11 protein-coding genes are annotated in these 20,242 nt (G+C 65.3%); 4 read left to right on the plus strand and 7 right to left on the minus strand.

Annotated features, from left to right (window positions below; genetic code table 11):
* Positions 1-39: 39 nt before the first annotated feature.
* Together AOQ71_RS16420 and AOQ71_RS16425 are read right to left on the minus strand one after the other, a co-directional pair.
* Positions 40-1,245: an adenylate/guanylate cyclase domain-containing protein gene (locus AOQ71_RS16420; RefSeq protein ID WP_057747856.1), complete on the minus strand. Its 1,206-nt coding sequence runs from the start codon at positions 1,243-1,245 to the stop codon at positions 40-42.
* 106 nt (positions 1,246-1,351) lie between these two features.
* Positions 1,352-1,936 carry a HutD/Ves family protein gene (locus AOQ71_RS16425; protein ID WP_057747859.1) on the minus strand — a complete coding sequence of 195 codons (585 nt, stop codon included), beginning with the start codon at positions 1,934-1,936 and terminating at the stop codon, positions 1,352-1,354.
* A gap of 161 nt (positions 1,937-2,097) precedes the next feature.
* Between AOQ71_RS16425 and AOQ71_RS16430 the strand changes: the two genes are divergently transcribed.
* On the plus strand, positions 2,098-2,910 hold the full coding sequence (locus tag AOQ71_RS16430) for a class I SAM-dependent methyltransferase (RefSeq protein WP_057747862.1): 813 nt from the start codon (positions 2,098-2,100) through the stop codon (positions 2,908-2,910).
* Positions 2,911-2,940: 30 nt separating this feature from the next.
* On the opposite strand, the gene AOQ71_RS16435 is transcribed toward AOQ71_RS16430, so the two are convergent.
* The 3 genes from AOQ71_RS16435 to AOQ71_RS16445 form a co-directional block, all read right to left on the minus strand.
* Positions 2,941-4,500: a L,D-transpeptidase gene (locus AOQ71_RS16435; protein WP_057747865.1), complete on the minus strand. Its 1,560-nt coding sequence runs from the start codon at positions 4,498-4,500 to the stop codon at positions 2,941-2,943.
* Positions 4,501-4,820: 320 nt separating this feature from the next.
* A complete protein-coding gene (locus AOQ71_RS16440; protein ID WP_245316905.1) occupies positions 4,821-6,050 on the minus strand; it encodes a CaiB/BaiF CoA transferase family protein in 1,230 nt (409 codons plus the stop codon).
* 91 nt (positions 6,051-6,141) lie between these two features.
* Positions 6,142-7,572, minus strand: a complete 1,431-nt coding sequence (locus tag AOQ71_RS16445) for an oligosaccharide flippase family protein (protein WP_057747868.1) — start codon at positions 7,570-7,572, stop codon at positions 6,142-6,144.
* A gap of 303 nt (positions 7,573-7,875) precedes the next feature.
* Here AOQ71_RS16445 and AOQ71_RS16450 point away from each other — a divergent pair, with 303 nt between their 5' ends.
* The gene (locus AOQ71_RS16450; RefSeq protein WP_057748077.1) at positions 7,876-8,964 is read left to right on the plus strand and encodes a glycosyltransferase; all 1,089 of its coding nucleotides are present in this window, start codon (positions 7,876-7,878) and stop codon (positions 8,962-8,964) included.
* Between the two features lie 100 nt (positions 8,965-9,064).
* The gene (locus tag AOQ71_RS16455) at positions 9,065-10,135 is read left to right on the plus strand and encodes an endo-1,4-beta-xylanase (RefSeq protein ID WP_057748079.1); all 1,071 of its coding nucleotides are present in this window, start codon (positions 9,065-9,067) and stop codon (positions 10,133-10,135) included.
* A gap of 67 nt (positions 10,136-10,202) precedes the next feature.
* Here the strand turns inward: AOQ71_RS16455 and AOQ71_RS16460 are convergent, their stop codons facing one another.
* Both AOQ71_RS16460 and AOQ71_RS16465 read right to left on the minus strand, forming a co-directional pair.
* Positions 10,203-10,997: a protein-L-isoaspartate O-methyltransferase family protein gene (locus AOQ71_RS16460; RefSeq protein ID WP_057747871.1), complete on the minus strand. Its 795-nt coding sequence runs from the start codon at positions 10,995-10,997 to the stop codon at positions 10,203-10,205.
* Entirely contained in the window at positions 10,994-14,452 is a 3,459-nt protein-coding gene (locus AOQ71_RS16465; protein ID WP_057748082.1) for an ATP-binding protein, read from the minus strand. Before AOQ71_RS16465 ends, AOQ71_RS16460 begins: the two co-directional genes overlap by 4 nt.
* Before the next feature lie 135 nt (positions 14,453-14,587).
* Between AOQ71_RS16465 and AOQ71_RS16470 the strand changes: the two genes are divergently transcribed.
* Positions 14,588-20,242: non-ribosomal peptide synthetase (locus AOQ71_RS16470; protein ID WP_245316906.1), on the plus strand; the 5,655-nt coding region annotated here is incomplete at its 3' end.

Genomic DNA, 20,242 nt, shown 5'->3' on the forward strand with positions numbered 1-20,242 from the left:
CCCGCGCCTTGGCAACAGCGCGCGCTCGCGCGGCGGGGCCTAGGCCCGCGCGGCCGGCTCAAACGCGAACAGCTCGATCGGGTCGCTGAAGCCGCGCACAGCATGCTTGCCGACGCGCTCCAGCTCGAATTCGCGATCGACCAGCTCGGCGAAGTCGCGCGACAGCAGCACCTTCTTGCCGATCTGCTTGGTGAGCGCCTCCAGGCGCGAGGCCATGTTGACGGCGGGGCCGATCACGGTGAAGTCGAGCCGGCTTTTCGAGCCGATGTTGCCGTACATGACGTCGCCGACATGGACGCCGATGCCGTAATTCAGCGGCGCGCGGCCCGTGCCGTTGTTGCGCGCGTTCAGGGCAGCCATCGCCTGCCGGGCTTCGGTGACGGCGTGCAGGAGATTGGCGCAGGCGTTGGGCTGGCTGAGCGGAAAGATCGCGAGCAGGCCATCGCCGATGAATTTCAGGATCTCACCGCCATGGCGGGCGATCGGGTCCGACATCGCGTCGAAATAATCGTTGAGCAGATCGATGACGTCATCGCGCGGCCAGTTATCGGAGATTTTTGTGAAATCCCTGAGGTCGCAGATCATGATCGCGGCGCGCACCGTCGTGCCGGTGCCACGGCGCGTGGCGCCGGCGAGGATCAGCTCGCCGGCATGGGAACCCACATAGGTCTCCAGCAGCGTCCGCGCCAGGCGGTTCTTGATGCGAATTTCGCTGACCAGCGCCAGCACCGGCAGCAGCTTCTTCAGGGCCGCGATGTGCGCATCCTCGAAGCCGCCGCGGCGGTCTGTAGCAAAGGTGACGAGATGGCGCTTGCCAAGCGTGTGATAGAGCGGCCAGGCGACATAGTCCGTCAGGCCCTTCGAGCGCATCTCGTCGTAGAGTGCGTGCTTGCGGCCGAGCGCCGGATCCCGTTCGAGATTTTCGCGCACTTCAGTTGCGCCATTCTGCATCTCGTTGGCGGGACTGCCGATATATTCGGAGCGCTCCCGCACGTCGAAATCGACTCGTGCGATCTCGGCCTCACGCATGCCGGCGGCCCACATGAAACGCGCCCCCAGCCATTGCGGATGCTGGATCAGCACGTGAAGCGTCGACCGCTGCAACGGAATGCCCGCTTGCTGGACGCGGATGCACATCTCGGCAAAAATGTTGTCGATGAAGCGCTCGTTGTGCGTCCCGGTAGTCAGCCAGTCGACAACGCCGTCGGCTAACGTGGCAGCGGGAATCTTGTCTGACGCGTTCATATCCTGGCCTTCGGCGGCAGTCTTTACGTCAGCAGATATCGTGTTCCGGATGGACCGCGTCAACCTAGCCAGTTGCACGGATTGTACGCATTCGCACGACCGCGGCCTAGCCGGTGAGCCGAATCGATCCCAGCACGGCAAGTCCCGAAACGAATGCCAGCCTGGACGCCTCGGCCAGCTCGACTTTCAGCGTGCAGCCGCCGGGAACGAGAAATTCCTCGCCACTGACCCGAATGCCGCAATCGCCTGATAGCGCGTACACCAGATGCGTGCCGGCGGGCAACGACCGCTCGCCGGGCTCCTTCAGCGCCACCACCGCGATCTCCGCCGCACCGCGCCGCGCCATCAGATTGACGACCTCGACCGGACCGGCCTCGAGCTCGGTCACGATCTCCATCTCGCCGGTGAAGCGGACGGTCGTGAACGGCTCGCGCTCGTCGAACTCCTGCCCCTCGGCTTTCAGCACCAGCCCGCGCCCGCCGATCACCATCTGCAGCCGGTCGATGCCTGGCATGTGCGAGAACGGCCCGGGCGCGACGATCGGCGTCGAGGCAAAGCGCCACAGCAGGCTGTCCCAGTTCTTCACCTCCGTGCCGGGCCGATGCGCATCCGCGATATCGGTAAAGATGCCGCCGCCGTTCTTCCAGGGCGCACGGGTGTAGTCTTCCGGTTTCAGCAGCGTGGTTTTCATGTCGTGCAGGCATCCAGCAGGGGATCACCCACGCATCATTAATCGTCTCACGCCTCGGCGTCGAGGCGTATGCCCGAGCTCCCAAGTGGCCACGATCTTCGGATTGCCGGCTCGAACCGTGCTATCGTGCCCGCGACGGTCCAACCTTCAGAGAGGCAAGCATGTCTGCAACTGACAAGGTTTTCGCCGGCTCGGTCCCCAAGCTCTACGACGAATATCTGGTCCCGCTGATCTTCTCGGTCTATGCCGACGACCTGGCCAGACGCGTCGCCGCGCTGTCGCCCTCGGACCTGCTCGAGATCGCCGCGGGCACCGGCGCGGTGACACGGGCCGTGGCGGCTCTGCTGCCGTCGGATGTCCGCTATGTCGCGACCGACCTCAACGAGCCGATGCTCGCAGTCGCCAGGCAGCGTCAGGGTGACGATCCCCGCATGACCTGGCGTCAGGCCGATGCGCTGACGCTGCCCTTCAACGACGCCGCGTTCGACGTGGTCTTCTGCCAGTTCGGCGCCATGTTCTTTCCGGACCGGAGCAAGGGCTACGCCGAGACGAGGCGGGTGTTGAAGCCTGGCGGCACCTATCTGTTCAATGTGTGGGACCGTATCGCTGACAATGTGTTCGCCGATGAGGCGACCGCCACGCTCGGCAAGATGTTCCCCGACGATCCGCCGCTGTTCATGGCGCGGACGCCGCACGGCTATCACGACAAGGCGGTCATCAAGGCCGATCTCGAGCGCGCAGGCTTCAGGGACATATCGATCGAAATCCTGACGGCGACGAGCCGCGCGCCATCGGCCGAATATGTCGCGATCGCGTATTGCCAGGGAACGCCGCTGCGCGGTGAGATCGAGGCCAGGGATGCGAGCAGGCTCGAGGCCGCGACCGACGCGGTCGCCGAAGCGATCCGGAAACGCCACGGCTCGGGACCGGTCGAAGCAAAGATTCAGGCGCTGGTGATCACGGCCCGGCCGTAATGCCGCAGCAGCTATGCTCCAGCCTTGCCCTTACCAAAAACTCCGCTGCATCGGCATCGGCTGTGCCGGCTGATAATACTGGTACTGGCCGGCGCGGCGGCGCGGATTGACCGGCTGCGCATAGGGATCGCGCTGCCCAAAGAAGAAGAAGCCATTACCGCCCCAGCCATCGTCGCTGGCCATTTCCACCGGCGGCGCGGTCGGCTTGCGGGTGATGAAGCCGCCTTGCGGATGATTGCTCAGGACCGCGACGAACTCGGTGCGATAGTTGGTCTCGGCGCTCAAGGGCTCGTCCGAGATGATGATCGAGGACCGCGGCAACGCGGTCGGCGCGATGCGATCCCACACGTCCTGCGGGATCGTGATGCGGTCGAGCGCGTCCTTGGCGTCGTCGCCCTCGTCAATGCTGACGACGCTCCAGCGCAGGCCCGCGCCGCTCTTCGCCATTGCCGTGAAGATGTGCGTGCCGATCGGCTGGTCGGGATTGCGGATGGTGACGGGAACCTCGATGCTGGTATCGAACACCTCGCCGCCGCCATCCGGCGCGGGCTTGTGGGTATTGCGCCGAACATAGAGCTTCTGCGTGGCGCGGCTGATATAGACCGAGACCGGCTCCATCGCGAGCTTGGCATCGGTCGCAGCCTTCACAGCCTCGACCTTCTTGGCCGCGGCGACCTTGGCCGCCTCCTTGGTCGCGGCAACCGCGTCGCGCTTGGGCTGAGCGGCGGCCTTGGCGGCGTCGAGCTGGGTTGCGGCATCAGCGGCCTTGGCCGCCGCCTTCTGCTTCAGCTCGTCGGCCTTTGCCCTGGCCTGGTCGTTCTTGGCATTGGCAACCAGCTTGTCGGCATAGGCGTTCTCGGCGTCGGCGCGCGCCTTCTGCTGCTCGAGCTTGCGCAGCATGGCCGGCAGCGATTGCGCCTCCTTCGCCGCAGCAGAAGCGGCCTTCTTGGCTTCATCGGCCGCCCTGACGGCCTCCTCCTCCTCCACGAGGAGTTTGTCCGCACGCGCCGGGGCCGCCGCGATGGCCTCCTTGCTCGGCACGAACAGCGAAGGATGCGAGAAATCGACCGGGGCGGCGTCGTTCGGCGAGATGATCACCCGCATGCCGATATTGGTCTTGTCGAACAGGCGTTCGGCGAAATCGAAGGGCATGCGCACGCAGCCGTGCGAGGCCGCGTAGCCGGGCAGCGGTCCGCCATGCAGCGCGATGCCGTTCCAGGTGATGCGCTGCATGTTCGGCATCCAGGCATCGTCATACATGGTCGAGTGGTGATCCCTGTCCTTCTCGATGACGGCGAAGACGCCGGCCGGCGTCTCGCGTCCCGTCGTGCCGGTCGAGACCGGCGCGCGCAGGATCCAGCCCTCGGAATCGTAGAACGTCACCTGCTGGCTCTTGATCGACACGATCGCCATGATCGGCTCGCCCGCTTCGCGCGGCGCCACCGCCTCAACGGTCTGGCGCGGCTGCTTGGCGGCCAGCGCCTGGCCCGGGGCGGCCAGCGCCAGCGCTAGAGCGAACATCACAACTCCGGGAGCCCCCCAACGTCGCACCGCTCGATTGGATTGCGCCGTCGTCATCAGGTCTTTCATGCCATTCCCCGGTTGTCTGTCCGCACTTGCATCGATGATCCGTCAGATTGCGATCTTCGGATTAAGAATTCGCAGCCATCATCTGTTCCGTTTCCGGCATTATTCGGTCCATTCCAGCGACGAAACTCTCTTATACGAGGGTCCGTGCGGGCGGAAGGGCGGGCGGCCGAGGCTGGCCCGGAGCTGGCGATGGCGGTGACCGCCCGGACGCACTGTCCGCCCCGGGAAGCAGTCTGACTGGATGTGACCAGAATCACAGAAGATCGCGGACTGGCGAAGGTGACGGCATCTGCCAGCGCCAAGCGATCAGGCGAAACGCGTTACGGCGCGCCGACGGCCTTGTTCGCGACGAGGGTCTCGATCTCGGCGTCGCCGATGCCGGCCTCGCGCAACACTTCACGCGAATGCTCGCCAAGCCGCGGCGCCATGCGATGGATGCCGGCCGGGCTCTCGGAAAACTTTGTCGCAGGACGCGCCTGGCGGAGGCGACCTTCCGTCGGGTGATCGATATCGGCAAACAAGCCGACCGCCTTAAGATGCGGCTGCTCGCCGAGCTCGGTCAGCTTGGCGAAGGCGGTGTGCGGCACGTCGAGCCGCAGCAATAGCTCCTCCCACTCCGCGGTGGTGCGGGTCGGCCCGATCTCGCTCATGCGGTCGTAGACCTTGTCGATGTTCTGCGAGCGCAGCACGGGATCGCGCACGCCGAGCTCCTCGATCAGCTCGGGGCGGCCGACGGCTTCGAAGAAGGCGCACCAATTCTCCCCCGAATAGGGCAGCATCGTCAGCCAGCCGTCTTTGGTCTTCACCGGACGGCGGTTCTTCATGCGCTTGTAGCCGGACGGGCCGATCGGCGGATCGAACGCATGCCCGCCCAGCATCTCGATGCTGTTGAAGCCCGCGATCGTCTCCAGCATCGGCACCTCGACCATCTGCCCCTGCCCGGTGCGCTCGCGCCGAAACAGCGCTGCCGAGACCGCACCGACCATCGCCATCGCGCAGATCTTGTCGCCGATCAGGCTCGGGACGAATTGCGGCTCATCGTCCGATCCGATCGACGATGCGAGGCCCGAGGCCGCCTGGATGATCTCATCGAAGGCCGGGCGCGCCGCCCAGGGGCCGTCCTGGCCGAAGCCGGTCGCGGCCGCATAGATCAGCCTCGGATTGAGCTTTGCGCAGTCGGCGTAACCGAAGCCAAGCCGGGCCATTGCGGCCGGGCGCACATTGGTGACGAGCGCGTCGACCGTCGGGACCAGCTTCGCCAGCACCGCCTTGCCATCAGGATGCTTCAGATCGAGCGCGAGGCTGCGCTTGTTGCGGTTGACCGCCATGAACTGGCCGCTCATGCCGCGATTCCGGAACAGGCCGGCGTAGCGCCAGGTGTCGCCGGTGAGTGGCTCGATCTTGATGACGTCGGCGCCCCAATCGCCGAGCATTTGCGCGGCATAGGGACCGAACAGCACGCTGGTCAGATCGAGGACGCGGATGCCGCTGAGAGGGCCTGATGGTGCCATCGTCGCTTCACCGTGGCTGGAGGAGGTGAGACGATACATGGATTGTCAGGCGTGAGATGTGGCGCGGAATTCAGATGCGTATGCGCAAGCCGCAGCCGTCCCGCCTGACCGGTTCGTCAGCTTCGGCGGCTTAGACGCCCAGCGCCTTGCGATTGAACGTCTGCAGGATGCGCAGCGACAGCGTCCGCACATTCGCGACATTGAGAAGCCACGTGACGGCGACGTAGGCGAGGCCGCCCGCAACGCTCACGATGATCAGCGCCGCGATACCGGTGCCGTGGACCTGAGACCGCGCAAGGAGGATTGCAGCTGCCATTGCCGCGGCGGAAGCGGCGACGCCGGCGAGGCTGACGACGTCGAACGGTACGGGATGGGCGCGGTGCATCAGCACGACGGCGACGACGAAGCCGATCACCTCGGTTGCGAGGGTCGCCAGCGCAGCGCCGTAGATGCCGTAACCCGCAACCATAGTGAACATGAGCGCCACGCTCACCACCAGCGTGAGAAACGACTGTGCCGCCAGCATGAAAGGGCGTTCGGCGAGTTGGAAGCTGAGCTGGACGTAGAATTGATTGGCAATGCCGAAGAAGCGGGCGAGCACCAGCGTCGGCAGCAGTGCGGCCACGCCGCCGCGAAAATCGACACCGACCAGCGTGCCCGTGACCTGATCGGCGGCAAGCGCAAGCCAGACCGCGACGGGGGCGACGACGGCCAGCAGCAGCTCGAGGCTCTCGGTCAGCCGCTCCCGCGTCGTGTTCCCCTCCGACAGCGAGCGGAACACCATCGGCACGGTGGCCGCGGCAACGCTGGTGGCGATCATGACCATGAACTGGCGCGGCAGGTCGGCGGCGACGCCGAAAATGCCGGCGGAATCCTTGCCGAGCAGATAGGCGACAATGAGCCGGTCGCTGGCCGAGTAGACCGCGACGGAAAGTCCGGCCAGCGTCAACGGCAGGCCGTAGCGCGCCAGCTGCATGAACTGGCTGCGCGAAAAGCTTGCGACCCTGGCGCGATCGCTGACGAGATTGAGGATGACGCCGGTCAGCGAGCCGAGGCCAAAGGCGGCGAGCAGGCCCATGCCGCCCCAGCCGAGCCAGATCCCGAGCAGGCCGAATCCGACGCTCGCCACGCTGCGTACCATCGAGATCGCCGCGAACCGAAAGGGCCGAAACTTGGCGCGTTCGAACTCCTGGCCGACGTCAAACCCGTTCGACATGATCGCGACGAACATACTGGCGAGCACGAGCTCGACACTGACGTCGCTACGGAACAGGAATACCAGGGGGGTCGCCGCGCACATGGCAAGGACGGTCAGCGCAAAGCCAGCCATCGCCGTGCCGCGAAAATCCACTTCCGCCGACATCGCCTGATAGCGCGACACCGACAGCTTGATCCAGGCGAAGAAGATCGCGCCCAGAATGCCGGCCATGCTCATGCCGACGACATAGACGCCATACTCCGCCGGCGTCAGCAGCCGCGTGTAGGCGGTGACCGCGAAAAAACCCATCGCAGCAGACAGGATGTAGCTGACGAGGTAGATGGAGAAATGGCGGTTCAGCATGCGTGCACGGGACCGGCGGCCTTGAAATCGAGCAGCCGTTATTCAGTTGGACCTTGGCTTGTGAACGAAGACTTGGTGAACGAAGACCTGGTGAACAAAGGCTGGCGATCGGACTGCGCCGCAGCATCTCCCAAGATAGTCTTTTAAGTCTGCAAATCGGCCGCCGAATGGGACGGAGCCACCGCTTTCGCGCGTTATCGTTAAATTTGCCCTGTGCTTGAACGCGCCGCCGCGATCACCGAAAGGAAACCATGATTTTAAAGACGTCGCCCGACGTTTGGTTAATGTGTGGACGTGGCTGAGATGGACGTTGTCGAACGCATAGGGGCAAACCCGAGCGCCCTCCCCCATGCCGGGACGAACGCGTCCCTGGTCCCGGCATCCCCCGGGGACGGGGGCGAGCGGATGACGCTCAATTTGTTCTTCGAGGAGCGTGACGACCGCTGGTTTCCGGGCGACCGCCATGTCCGGCCGCTGGTGCGGCGGATGCTGCTCGGAAAATCCTGGATCAGCGGCCAGCGGCGCGTATTCCTCAATCTCTGCGCCGGGCTCGACCGGGTTGGAATTCCTTATCGCGTCAACGACTACAGCTACATCCGCAAGCATCCGGAGGAGCTCGCCTGCATTCTCGGGCGTCCGTTCGTGCTCGACTGGTTCGCATGGAAGAACCCGCTGCTGCTCGGCGTCGTCATGTACAACCATCCGGTTGACGTGCCCAAGCGTCTCAAGCATGTTCACGAGAACACGATCCTGGTGCCCTGCGACTGGTATGCGCAGATGTGCCGGCCCTACTGGCCTGACGTCCAGGTGTGGCCGGTCGGCATCGAAACCGATTTGTGGACGCCAACGCCGGCCGCGCAAAAAAGCCTCGACGTGCTGCTCTACGACAAGGTTCGCTGGGAACATGACCGCTACGACAGCGAGCTGATCGAACCGATAAGATCGCATCTCGAAGCGAGCGGTCGCACGGTCGAGGTGATCCGCTACGGCCATTACAAGGAAGACGACTACAAGGCAGCGCTGGCGCGCTGCCGCAGCATGGTCTTCCTCTGCGAACACGAGAGCCAGGGCATCGCCTGCCAGCAGGCGCTGTCCAGCGGCGTGCCCGTATTCGCCTGGGACCGCGGCGGCCCGTGGCAGGATCCGGAATATTTCCCGGACAAAGTGAGATACGAAGGCGGCGTGTCCTCCGTGCCCTATTTCGACGCACGCTGCGGCAGCACATTTATCGATGCCGATGGCTTCATCTCCGGCTGGAGCGGCTTCTGGTCGCAGGTGAGCGCGGGCGGCTTCGCGCCTCGCGACTATGTCATGGACAACCTCACGCTCGAAAAGGGCGCGCTGCACTATTACGACATCGCCGAAGCGGTGATGCAGCGCCACGCGCGCTGAGCCAAACATTCGCGACAATTAACCCAACAACAGGAAACCGCGGCGTTGCAAGGCGCCGCTTGGTACGATGGCGCGTTGGTTCCGAAAGGACTGCAGCCACGTGACCAAGCTCGACAGACGCGAATTTATCCTCGGCGGCGCCGCTACGCTCGCGGCGGGCGCATCGGCGTCCGCGGCGCTGCCGGCGTCGAAACTTGCCCGGCGTCATCAGGGCTATGGTGCGGCGGCCACGCTCTGGGATTTGCAGTCAGATCCACGGCTGGGCGAGGCCATCAGCACCTATTGCACGCAGGTGGTGCCGGTGCTCGAGCTGAAATGGCCGATGCTGCGACCGGACGCGCACACCTTCGCCTTCGAACGCGCCGACGCAATTCTGGATTTCGCGCAGCAGAACGATTTGACCATGCGCGGCCATACGCTCGCCTGGTATCACGACATTCCTGACTGGACCAAGCGGATCAAGGATTCGAAGGGCGTCGAGCGCGCCTATGTGGATCACATCTCGACCGTCGCGTCCTATTACAAGGACAAGCTGACCTCGTGGGACGTCGTCAACGAGCCGATCCCCGACAATCCCAGGGACGTCAAGGACCGGCGCGACACCTTCTGGACCCAGCATCTCGGCGACCGCTGGATTCCGCTGGCGTTCCGCACCGCAGCCGCCGCCGATCCCTACGTCAAGCTCGCGATCAACGAATACGATATCGAGTCGGCGAAGGATTCGTTCATCGCCAAGCGCGCGGCCTACCGCAACCTCATCATGGAGCTGCTGGATCAAGGCGTTCCGCTGCACGCGGTCGGGCTGCAATCGCATCTCCATGCCGAGCTCGAGATTGACACCCACGGGCTTGCCGAATTCGTCACCGAGATCCGCTCATGGGGCCTCGAGGTCTTCGTCACCGAGCTCGACGTCGACGATCAGAAGCTGACCGGAAGTCCTTTGGAGCGCGACGCCATTGTCGCCAAGCGCGTCGACGATCTCCTGACGGCGATCGCGAGCAGCGGCCCCGTGCGCTCGGTCCTGACCTGGGGCATTTCCGATCGCTACAGCTGGATCAACGGCTACGTCAAACGCCCGGACAAGCAGCCGAACCGGCCATTGCCGCTCGACGGCGAGTTCAAGCCCAAGCCGTTCATGGATGTCATCAGCAAGTTCACGAAGGACGTGTGAGGACTGGCAGGGTCTCACCCCTCCCCGACGGGGAGAGGTGAACACTCACGTCCGATCTAAGCCAGTGTTAGCCATCCGACGGCAATCCCTGCTCGATCCCGCGAAAGCGCAGCGGCGCCAGGGCGGATGCGCGTTGCCACCAGTCGGCGACGCGGTCGTCGAGCGCGGTCACCCCGCGACCGTGGCCTGGAAAGATCCGGATCTGCTGTACCGCTTCGGCGACGAACCCCTTGCCCCGGCGCGTGATCATGAGGGCGGCACCTTCACGGTCGCGCTGCGTCAGCGGCACCAGCAGCCGGCCGCGCGGGCGAAGCGATGCAAGCCAGAGCGGATGCGGATGCGCGAAGCCGGCATGCACGATGATGACGTCGGCCGGCTCGCCAATATCACGACAGCCGTCGCCGTAGACGACCTCGACATTGTGATAGGCGCGCAGGTAATTCGCAGCGCGCGCCGCGAGTCGCGCGTCGCATTCGATTGCACACACCCTGCCCTTCGTCCCCACGATCTCCGACAGGATCGCCGAGAAATAGCCGAGCCCGCAACCGATCTGGATCACGCGATCCTTCGCTCGGATGTCGAGCACATCGATGAAATGGGCCCACAGGCTCGGCAGCCCGGTGTCGAGCTTGCGGCGCGCGTCGATGGCGACGAGCACGTTATCGTAGAGATGAACGGGATCGGCGCTGGGCGTCAGCCGGTAGTTGCGCGCCGCCCCGCTCTTGATGCGCCAGGGTCCTTTCGCCAGAAAATTTTCACGCGGCACCGCCGCAAGCGCCGCAAGCAGGCGCGACGAAGCAATCCGCTCGCGCTTCGCGATGAGCTCGACGAAGCGCGCCCGCGCAGCGGACAGATCGCTCATTTCACCGGATTGGCCTGCGGACGAGCCGGCGTATCGCCGCCGAGCTCATGCACCAGCTGCATGGCCAGCTTCAGGTCGGGCGTCAGGAAGCCCTCGTTGAATTTGCCGACGATCGGCACGAGCAGAAGGCTTGCGTGCTCGCGCTTGCCCGATGCGTGCGACAGCCGCGCGAGGCTCACGGCGGTTCTGAGCTCCCAGGACAACGCGCCCTGCTTGCGCGCCGTCTCCAGCGACAGCTCGAACAGATCTTCCGCCTCCTGCACCGAGGCCGGATTGCCATCCGACAAGGTGATCTCCCCCTGCAGGCGGTACACCTCGGCGAGGTAGGAGTGATCGCCGGTGCGCCTTGCGGTCGCAAGCGCACCGTCCAGCGCGCGCAAGGCGGCATCGCGCATGCCGACCTTGGCATAGGCCTCCGCGAGCAGGCAGCGGAACCAGCAGCCGGCGAGCCAGGAATCCATCGCCTCATACTCGTCGAGGCCGAAGCGCATCTGGCTGATGCCTTCGTCGAGGTCGCCGAGCTGGGCCAGCGCCCAGCCGCGCAGAATCGCGGCCTGCTGCTTCCAGTGCAGGAAATTGTGCTCGGTGGCGATGATCATGGCGCGGTTGGCGTGATCGCGCGTCCCTTCGATATCGCGCAGATGCTGGCAGAGATAGGCGCCGAACACGAGCGCGAAGGCGAGCGAAAACGGATGGCGGATCTTCTCCGCGAGCGCAATCGCCTGCTCGCTGTGCTGGCGCGCCGCGTCCGGCTGGCCCAGGAACCAGAGCAGGTAGCCGAGATAGGACAGCGAGACGACACCGGGATCGGTGCCGTGACGCTCCATCAGGTCGGAATGCAGATCGGGACTGTAGAGATCGATGCAGCGATGCAGATGATGTTGCGCGGCGGCGAAGCGCCCGCGATAGAGCATGGTCATCGCGATCGAGCGGTGCGCCTCGATCAGGTAGCCGGTCTGCTGCGCCGCGTCCTCGTTCAACCGCTCGCGCTTGGCGAATTTCAGCAGCTCGACGCTGAGATGATGCGCGCGGGTCAGGTCGGCGCGGATGAAATGGCACACCCATAGCCCGCGCGTCGCCGCAAAGGTCTTTTCGTCGTCGTCGAGCTGCTGGCCAAGCTCGAGGGCGCGAATGTAGTTCTCCTCGACCTCCTGCACGGCGTAGCCCTTGGCGGCGATCAGCGCGTTGCCGAGCGCGATCCGCAGCTCAAGCTCCACCTCGTCGGCGCCCTGCATGCGTGCGTTGGCCTGCACGACGCTCAAGCCACGGCGAAGATGGCCGATGGCCTCGAGATTGGCGCCGCTCTTTGCCGCCTGCTTGCCGGCCTTCAGCCAGAAGCTCGCCGCGCCCTCGCTCTGTCCGGACTCGGTCAGATGGTGGGCCAGCAGCTCCGGCTCGCGATCGGTCTTCTCCGGATACATCTCGGCAAGGACCTGGGCGATGCTGGCATGCAGCTTGCGCCGCTCACTATGCAACAGGCTGGCATGCGCCGCATTCTGGATCATCACGTGCTTGAAGGAGTAAACCGCGTCTGGCGGATGCCCCCGGCGCATGATCAGGCCGGCCTCCTCCAGATGGGTCAGCGCCGCCTCGATCTGCTCCGCCGGCGTGTTGGCGACCGCGTGCAGGGTCTCGTAGGAGAATTCGCGGCCGATGGTGGCGCCGATCTGTGCAATCCGCTTGAACGGCCCCATCCGGTCGAGACGGGCCATCAGCGAGTCCGTCAAGGTCGCCGGGATCGCGAGCTGCCGCCACGGACCCGACAGCACGTAGCGCCCGTGCCGCTCGGTCAGGAGGTTGGATTCGAGAACCGTCTTGGTCAACTCCTCAAGGAACAGCGGCACGCCGTCGGTCTTGACGATGATCTCCTCGACGACCTCCTTGGGAAGCTCTCTGCCCGCAACGCGCTCGACCAGCGTGGTGCGCAGCGGCCGGCTCAGCCGGTTCAGCACCAGCGTTGTGATGTGCGAATGCGCGTTCCAGCTCGGCTGGAATTCGGAGCGCGCCGTGATGATGGCCAGGATCGGCCGGTTCTGCACCTGGTCGACCAGCAAATCGACCACCTCGCGGGACGTCGGATCGATCCAGTGCAGATCCTCAAAGGCCATCACCAGCGGCATCTCGCGCGCGAGCCCCAGGAAGTGATTGACCAGCGCCGCGACGGTCGCGTCTTTGTGTTGCTGCGGCGACAGGTCCAGCGGCGGATAGCGCCCACCGGTCGGGATCGACAGCAGCGCGGCGAACAGCGGTGCCACCTGCTCGATATCGCCGTGGGCTGCGGCGATCGCATTCTCCAGGCTCGCCAGCGACAGCGCGGAGGCATCCTCGCGATCGAGACCGAGCGAGAATTTGAGCTGCTCGACGAAGGGATAGAACGCAGTGGAGGTGTAATAGGGAGAGCACTGGAACGCGACATGCCCGTGCCGGTCACCTGCGATCCGCTCAAATATCTCCTGGATGATGCGCGACTTGCCGATCCCGGGCTCGCCGAACTTGACGACGACCTGGCCGTCGCCGTCCTTGACCTGCTGCCAGCGAGCCATCAGCAGCGCGATTTCCTCTTCGCGGTTGACCAGAGGGGTCAGCCGCGTGCCCATGGCGGCGGCGAAGCGGGTCTCCACGCGCGTGGCGCGCACGACGTGCCAGGCCTGGGTTTTTTCCGAGATGCCTTTCAACGTCTGGGCGCCGAGATCGCGGTAATCGAACTTGCCCTTCAGCAGCGACTGCGTCGAGGCGGAGATCACCACGCCGTTGGGAGGCGCCAGCGCCTGCAGACGCGCGGCGAGATTGACGGTCTCGCCGACGGCGGAGTCGCGCTCTTCGGTGCCCTGGCCGACGAGGTCGCCGACCACGACGAGGCCGGTCGCGATCCCGATGCGGACGGCGGGCACGTGGCTGAGCGCGCCGCGCGGCTCGATCGCGCGCGCGGTCGACAGCACCCGCACGATCTCGAGCCCGGCGCGCACCGCGCGCTCGGCGTCGTCCTCATGCGCGGTCGGATAGCCGAAATAGACCAGAATGCCGTCGCCGACGAAGCGGGCGGCAAAGCCTTCATAATGCTTGACGACGCGAACGCAGGTTTCGCGAAAGCTGGCGATCATGTCGCGCACGTCTTCCGGATCGAACTGGGCCGAGAGCTTCGTGGAATCCACCATGTCACAGAACATGGTGGTGAGCTGGCGACGCTCGGCGCCAACCTCGGTGCGGGTCTGCGGACGCGCCGGGGCAGCCGGCGCCTCCACCGTCTCCGCCTTGAACAGCGCGGCCATTGCCCGCTGCAACCGTTTGCGATCGCCAAGCGGTAACCCTAGCTCGGCAAGATCGGCCTCGGTCAGGTCGCCCATGACGTCGAGATCGAGGCGGTGCTGCGTGAACAGATCGGCATAGTGACCGAGACCAATGCCTTCGAGCCAACGCTTCAACCCGACTTCAGTCCCCGGCTCATTCTCCAGCATGGTGATCCCGCCGTACACTCCCTGCGCCAAAGGGCTTAAGGTCCCTCAACCACAGATTTTGGGGCCAAAACTTCACCTCAGACTGGACGCGTTGCCAAACTCCAGGGAAGAATAGCCCAATCGGATCAAAAGGGAATGGCATTGTCGGAGATCGCATCCGAGGCGGGAGATAGGCCAGTCGGCGCGGGCGTCGAAACCGAGAACCTTGCCGATATCGGCAGCCTTCTCGCTTTTCACGCGCGCGCGATGCCGGCGGCGCCCGCCCTGCTCGCGCCCGGCCGGCCTCCTCTGGCCTACGGCGCGCTCGGCACCTGGATTGCGCATTGCGTCCGCACGCTGCGCGGGCTCGGCATTACACCTGCCGACCGAATCGCCGTCGCACTGCCGCGCGGAGCCGACAGTGCATTGGCGCTGATCGCGGTGGCATCGACCTGCGCCTGCGTCCCCGTCAATCCCGACTTCACCGCGGACGAGCTGCAACGTTGTTTCAGCGAATTGAAGCTCACGGCACTCGTTACACGGGCGGACATGAACTCGCCGAGCCGCGACGTCGCCAGGGCACTTGATATCGCGGTGATCGATTTCGTGCCGGGACCGGAGACGGATCTCGGCGGTTGCAAGTTCGTGGGCCCGACGATCGGGCCAGCCTGTGCCGACGGCACCGCTCGCACGGAGGACGACGCCTTCATCCTGCTGACATCGGGCACGGCCGCGCGCCCGAAGATGGTGCCTCTGACGCACCGCAATGTGTGTCTCTCCGCGCAGAATGCCGGCCGGGTGCTTTCGCTCGCTCCGCATGATCGCCTGCTCAACGTCCTGCCGCTGTTTCATGCCCACGGCCTGATCTCCGGCCTCCTGACCGCACTCGCGGCGGGCTCCAGCGTGATCGTAACAGGCGGTTTCGACGCACCGTCCTTTTTCGGCTGGATGCGGGACCTGCAACCGACCTGGTACACGGCCGTGCCGACCATTCATCGCGCATTGCTCACCGCCGCGGAAGCGAGCCCCGAGCGCGTCCGGTCGTCGTCGCTGCGGGTGATCCGCTCGGCTTCGTCCTCGCTTGCACCCGCCGTCCTGAACGGGCTGGAGGCGATGTTCGGCGTCCCCGTGCTGGAAACCTACGGCATGACGGAAGCTGCCTCGCAGATTGCCGCCAATTCGTTCGAGCTACGCAAGATCGGCTCGGTCGGCCGCGCCGCCGGCCCCGAGATCGCGATCATGGACGAAACGGGCCGCCTGCTTGCGCCCGGCCAGCATGGCGAGATCATGCTGCGCGGGCCCAACATGAGCCGCGGCTATTGTAATGACGAAGCGGCGACGCAGGCCGCGTTCCGCGATGGCTGGTTCAGGACCGGTGACCTCGGCTATCTCGACGCAGACGGCTATCTCTTCATCGTCGGCCGCATCAAGGACGTCATCAACCGCGGCGGCCAGAAGATCTCGCCGCTGGAGGTGGAGGAGGTGCTGCTGGCCCACCCGGCGGTGCTGGAGGCCGGCGTGTTCGCCATTCCCCATGCCACGCTCGGCGAGAACGTCGCCGCCGTCGTGGTGCTCAGGGACAATGCCGAGACGACCTCAGACCAGTTGCGCCAATTCGCACGCAAGCGTCTCGCCGCCTACAAGGTGCCGAACCTGATCCGTAAGATGGCCGCGCTGCCGAAGGGCGCCAGCGGCAAGGTCAAGCGCAACGCGCTGGCCGAGCTGATTTCAGCCCCCCACGACGATGACGAAACGCAGCTGCCGCGCAACGAGCTGGAGACCCAGCTCGCCGCAATCTGGGCCAGTCTGCTCGAGCTTCCGCAGGTCGGCATCGACCAGGACGTCTTTGCGCTCGGCGCAGATTCGCTCGCGGTCACGCAGATGCGCTCCCGCCTGCGCGAACGCTACAACGTCGACTTCTCCTTCGAGGACATCTTCGATTGCGCCACGGTCGGTGCTCTTGCCGCCCGGATCGAGACCACGGCGCACCGCGATGCGACGTTGCCGGCTTGGCGCCAGGAGGCTGCCGAAACAAACGCGCCGCTGTCGTTCCAGCAGCAGCGGATGTACGTGCTCTCAAGGCTCGACCCGACGCGCTACAATTATAACGTGGTCGAGGTCGCGCTGCTGAAGGGCGAGGTCGATATTGCCGCGCTTCAGGTAAGCCTCAACGCGATCTGCACACGTCATGAAGCGCTGCGTTCGATCTTCGTCGAACGCGAGGGCGAGCCTGTGCAGCGCGTGCTTCAGGCATCGCCACAGCTCGAGCGGATCAAGCTCGAGCCCTGCCCTGCCGAGAGGCAGGTTGCGGTCGTCAGGCGCGAGGCGCTCAAGCTTGCGCAGTACGAATTTGATCTTGCCGGTGAGCCGCCGCTGAAGGTCACGCTGCTCTCTTTCGACAAATGCAGCCATGCGCTGGTGGTCAATGTCCATCACCTCGTCACCGATGGTTGGTCGCAACGGCTGTTGTGGGAGGCGCTCGCCGCCGGATATTCTGCCGCGCGCAAGGGAAGTGTGACGGCGCTCGCCCCGCCCAGCTTTCAGTATCGCGACTTCGCGCGCTGGCAGCAGAGCTGGGCGCAGACCCCGGCCGCGAGCGAGCAGCTCGACTATTGGCGGACCCAGCTCGACGGCGTCACCACGCTGCCGCTGCGGACCGATCGGCCACGGCCGGAGTTCTGGAGCGGCCACGGCGCCCGTCATTATTTCGAATTCTCAAAGCCCCTTTCCGCCGACATCCGCTCGCTGAGCCGGGACCAGGGCGTGACGCCTTACATGGCGCTGCTCGCGGTGTTTCAGTGTCTGCTGTTCCGCCACACCGGGCACGAGGATGTCGCGACGGGTTCGCTGATCGCGAACCGCAACCAGATCGAGAGCGAGCGCCTGATCGGGCTGTTTGCCAACACGCTGATCCTGCGCAACGATTTCAGCGGCGACCCGACCTTCGGCGAGCTGCTGCGCCGGGTGCGTCAGGCCACGCTCGATGCTTACCGCAACCAGGACCTTCCGATCGAGGAAGTCCTGCGTGCCTTGCAGATCGCGCGCAGGAGCGACGGCAATCCGCTGTTCCGGATCATGTTCATCCTGCAGAACGCATCGATCGAGAGCGCGCGCTTTCCCGGCCTGTCGACGCGGCGGTTGGAAATCGATCCGCAAGTCGCCCGCTTCGACATCACGCTCGAGCTGGTCGAGGCCGAGGGCCGCTTCACCGGCTTCTTCGAATACGCCACCGATCTGTTCGATGCGGCGACGATCGAGGCCATGGCGGATCGCTTCAAGACCTTGCTCAAGGCGGTCATCACCAATCCCGAGCAGCGCATCTCGCGCCTGCCGCTGCTGACGGCCGCGCAGCGCCGGCGATTGCTAACGAAGGGCCGGCCAGCCAATTTCGCAGCGCGCGGAAATGTCTGCGAACGGTTCGAGCGGCAGGCGAAAAAGGCGCCGAATGCCGTCGCGATTTCAGATGGACATCAGTCCCGGAGCTATCGCGAACTAGCGCATCGCAGCCAGGCGATCGCGCGCTGGCTTGCCAGCGAAGGTGCCGGTGCGGAGACCGTGGTCGCGGTATTGGCGGATCGCGGACCGGACCTGCTTGCAGCGATGATCGCGGCGCAGCGTGTGGGCGCAGCGTTCCTGAACCTCGATCCCGAGCAGCCGCCGGCGCGGCTCGCAACCATCCTCGGCTCGAGCTGCGCAAACGTGCTGCTGACGGGACGCGCGCAGTCCGCCGTGGTCGACGCGCTACTCGAACCGCTGGTCGCACGCATCCGGGTCGCCGTAGTCGACGATATAATCGCAGGCGGATCGAGCGAGCCGGGCCGCCCTGCCCGGCGGGCGGATTCGAGCCTGGCCTATCTCATCTATACGTCCGGCTCCTCCGGCGCACCGAAGGGCGTCATGATCGAACAGCGCGGGCTGTCGAACCATCTCGCCTCGCTCATCGATGAACTCGGCCTTACGGCCACGGACGTGATCGCGCAGACCGCGCCGCAGAGCTTTGTCATCTCGGTCTGGCAGTTCCTCGCCGGTCCCATGGTTGGCGCGCGGGTCCATGTCTGCGGCAATTCGATCGTGCAGGATCCGATGCTGCTGGCGCGGGAGATCGAGCGCGAAGGCATAACGGTGCTGGAGATCGTGCCCTCGCTGCTTCGCGTGATCCTCGAACGGATGGACGAGGCGCCGATGCTGCGCGCTTTTGCGAAGTTGCGACTATTGATCTCGACCGGCGAGCCGCTGCCGGTCGAGCTCTGCCGCGCCTGGTTCGCCCGCTGCCCGAAAGTGCCGCTGATCAATGCCTATGGCGCCTCGGAATGCTCAGACGACGTCTCGCTGCACCGATTGACTCATGCACCCGATGCTGCGACCACCAATGTTCCGGTCGGCGCGCCCCTGCCCAACACCCAGCTTTACGTGCTCGATCCGGATCTGGAGCCGCAGCCGATCGGCGTGGTCGGCGAGCTCTGCGTCGGCGGCGCCGGCGTCGGCCGTGGCTATGTCAACGATCCCGCGCAGAGCCGGCAGCGCTTCATCCCCGATCCGTTCGCGCGGGGGAAAGGCGGCCGGCTCTATCGCACCGGCGACCTTGCCAGGCGCCGCGGAGACGGGACGATCGAATGCCTCGGCCGCGCCGACCTTCAGGTCAAGGTCCGTGGTTATCGCGTCGAGCTCAAGGAGATCGAGACTGCGCTGGCCGACCACGCAAGCGTGCGGGCCGGCATCGTCGAGCCGCGGCGCGATGCCAATGGCGATGTCAGGCTGATTGCCCACGTCGTAGCCAAAGCCGGCAACAAGATCAGCGCCAGCGAGCTGCGCGATTTTCTCAAAAGCCGGCTGCCTGTTCATGCAATCCCGTCGGCGTTCCTGTTCCGGGATCAGGTCCCGCTCAACGCCCACGGCAAGCTCGATCGCTCCGCCGTGCTGGCGCCTCCGCAACAGGAGAGCGCCGCGACTGAGATGACCGTGCCGGCCCGGCGCTTCACGGAAAAGGTCCTGTCCGATATCTGGATCGATCTGCTGAAGGTCGAGAGCCTTGGTGTCACCGACAATTTCTTCGATCTCGGCGGCCATTCGCTGCTGGCCGGGCAAGCGATGGCGCGCATCGCCCGAGCGCTTGGCGTATCGCTGCCGATCAAGACCATCTTCGAGGCACCGACGATCGCGGAGCTCGCCCGGCGGGTCGACGAGGCCGTGGCCACGGCACCGCAAAAGCCTGCGGCCGGCGTTCCACGCCTGGCCGAAAGCGCTCCTCCCACGCTGTCGATCGCGCAGGACCAGATGATGCGGATCGAGCGGAACCTGCCCGATCTGCCGCTGTTCAACCTGCCCTTCGCGTTCCACCTCGAAGGCCCGGTCGATCCGCTCACCCTGGCGCAAGCCATTGACGACATCGTGCGTCGGCACGAATCCTTGCGAACGGCATTCGGTTGGAATGGCGAGCAGCCGGTCAGCCAGGTCATCGCGCCAGCCACGCTCGGTCCGGTCCTGACCGTCGAAACCATCGGTGACGGGCGGCCCCACGACAATCAGCGGCGCAAGGCGCTCGAGTTCAGGAAGATCGAGCTCCTGATCGCGCAGGAGACCTATACCCCCGTTAACACCGCGCGGGCACCGCTGCTGCGGGCGCGCCTGCTGCGCCTTCATGCCGAGGATCACGTCCTGCTGCTGACGCTGCACCATGCCATCGCGGATGGCTGGTCGATCGGCGTGCTGTTCGAGGAATTGTCGGGCCGCTATGCCGTGCTGGCGGGCCATCCGTCGCCGCCCCTGCCGGGCACGCCGCTGGCGTTTTCCAGCGTCGCGCGCTGGCAGCGC

Source organism: Bradyrhizobium manausense, assembly GCF_001440035.1.
GTDB lineage: Bacteria > Pseudomonadota > Alphaproteobacteria > Rhizobiales > Xanthobacteraceae > Bradyrhizobium > Bradyrhizobium manausense.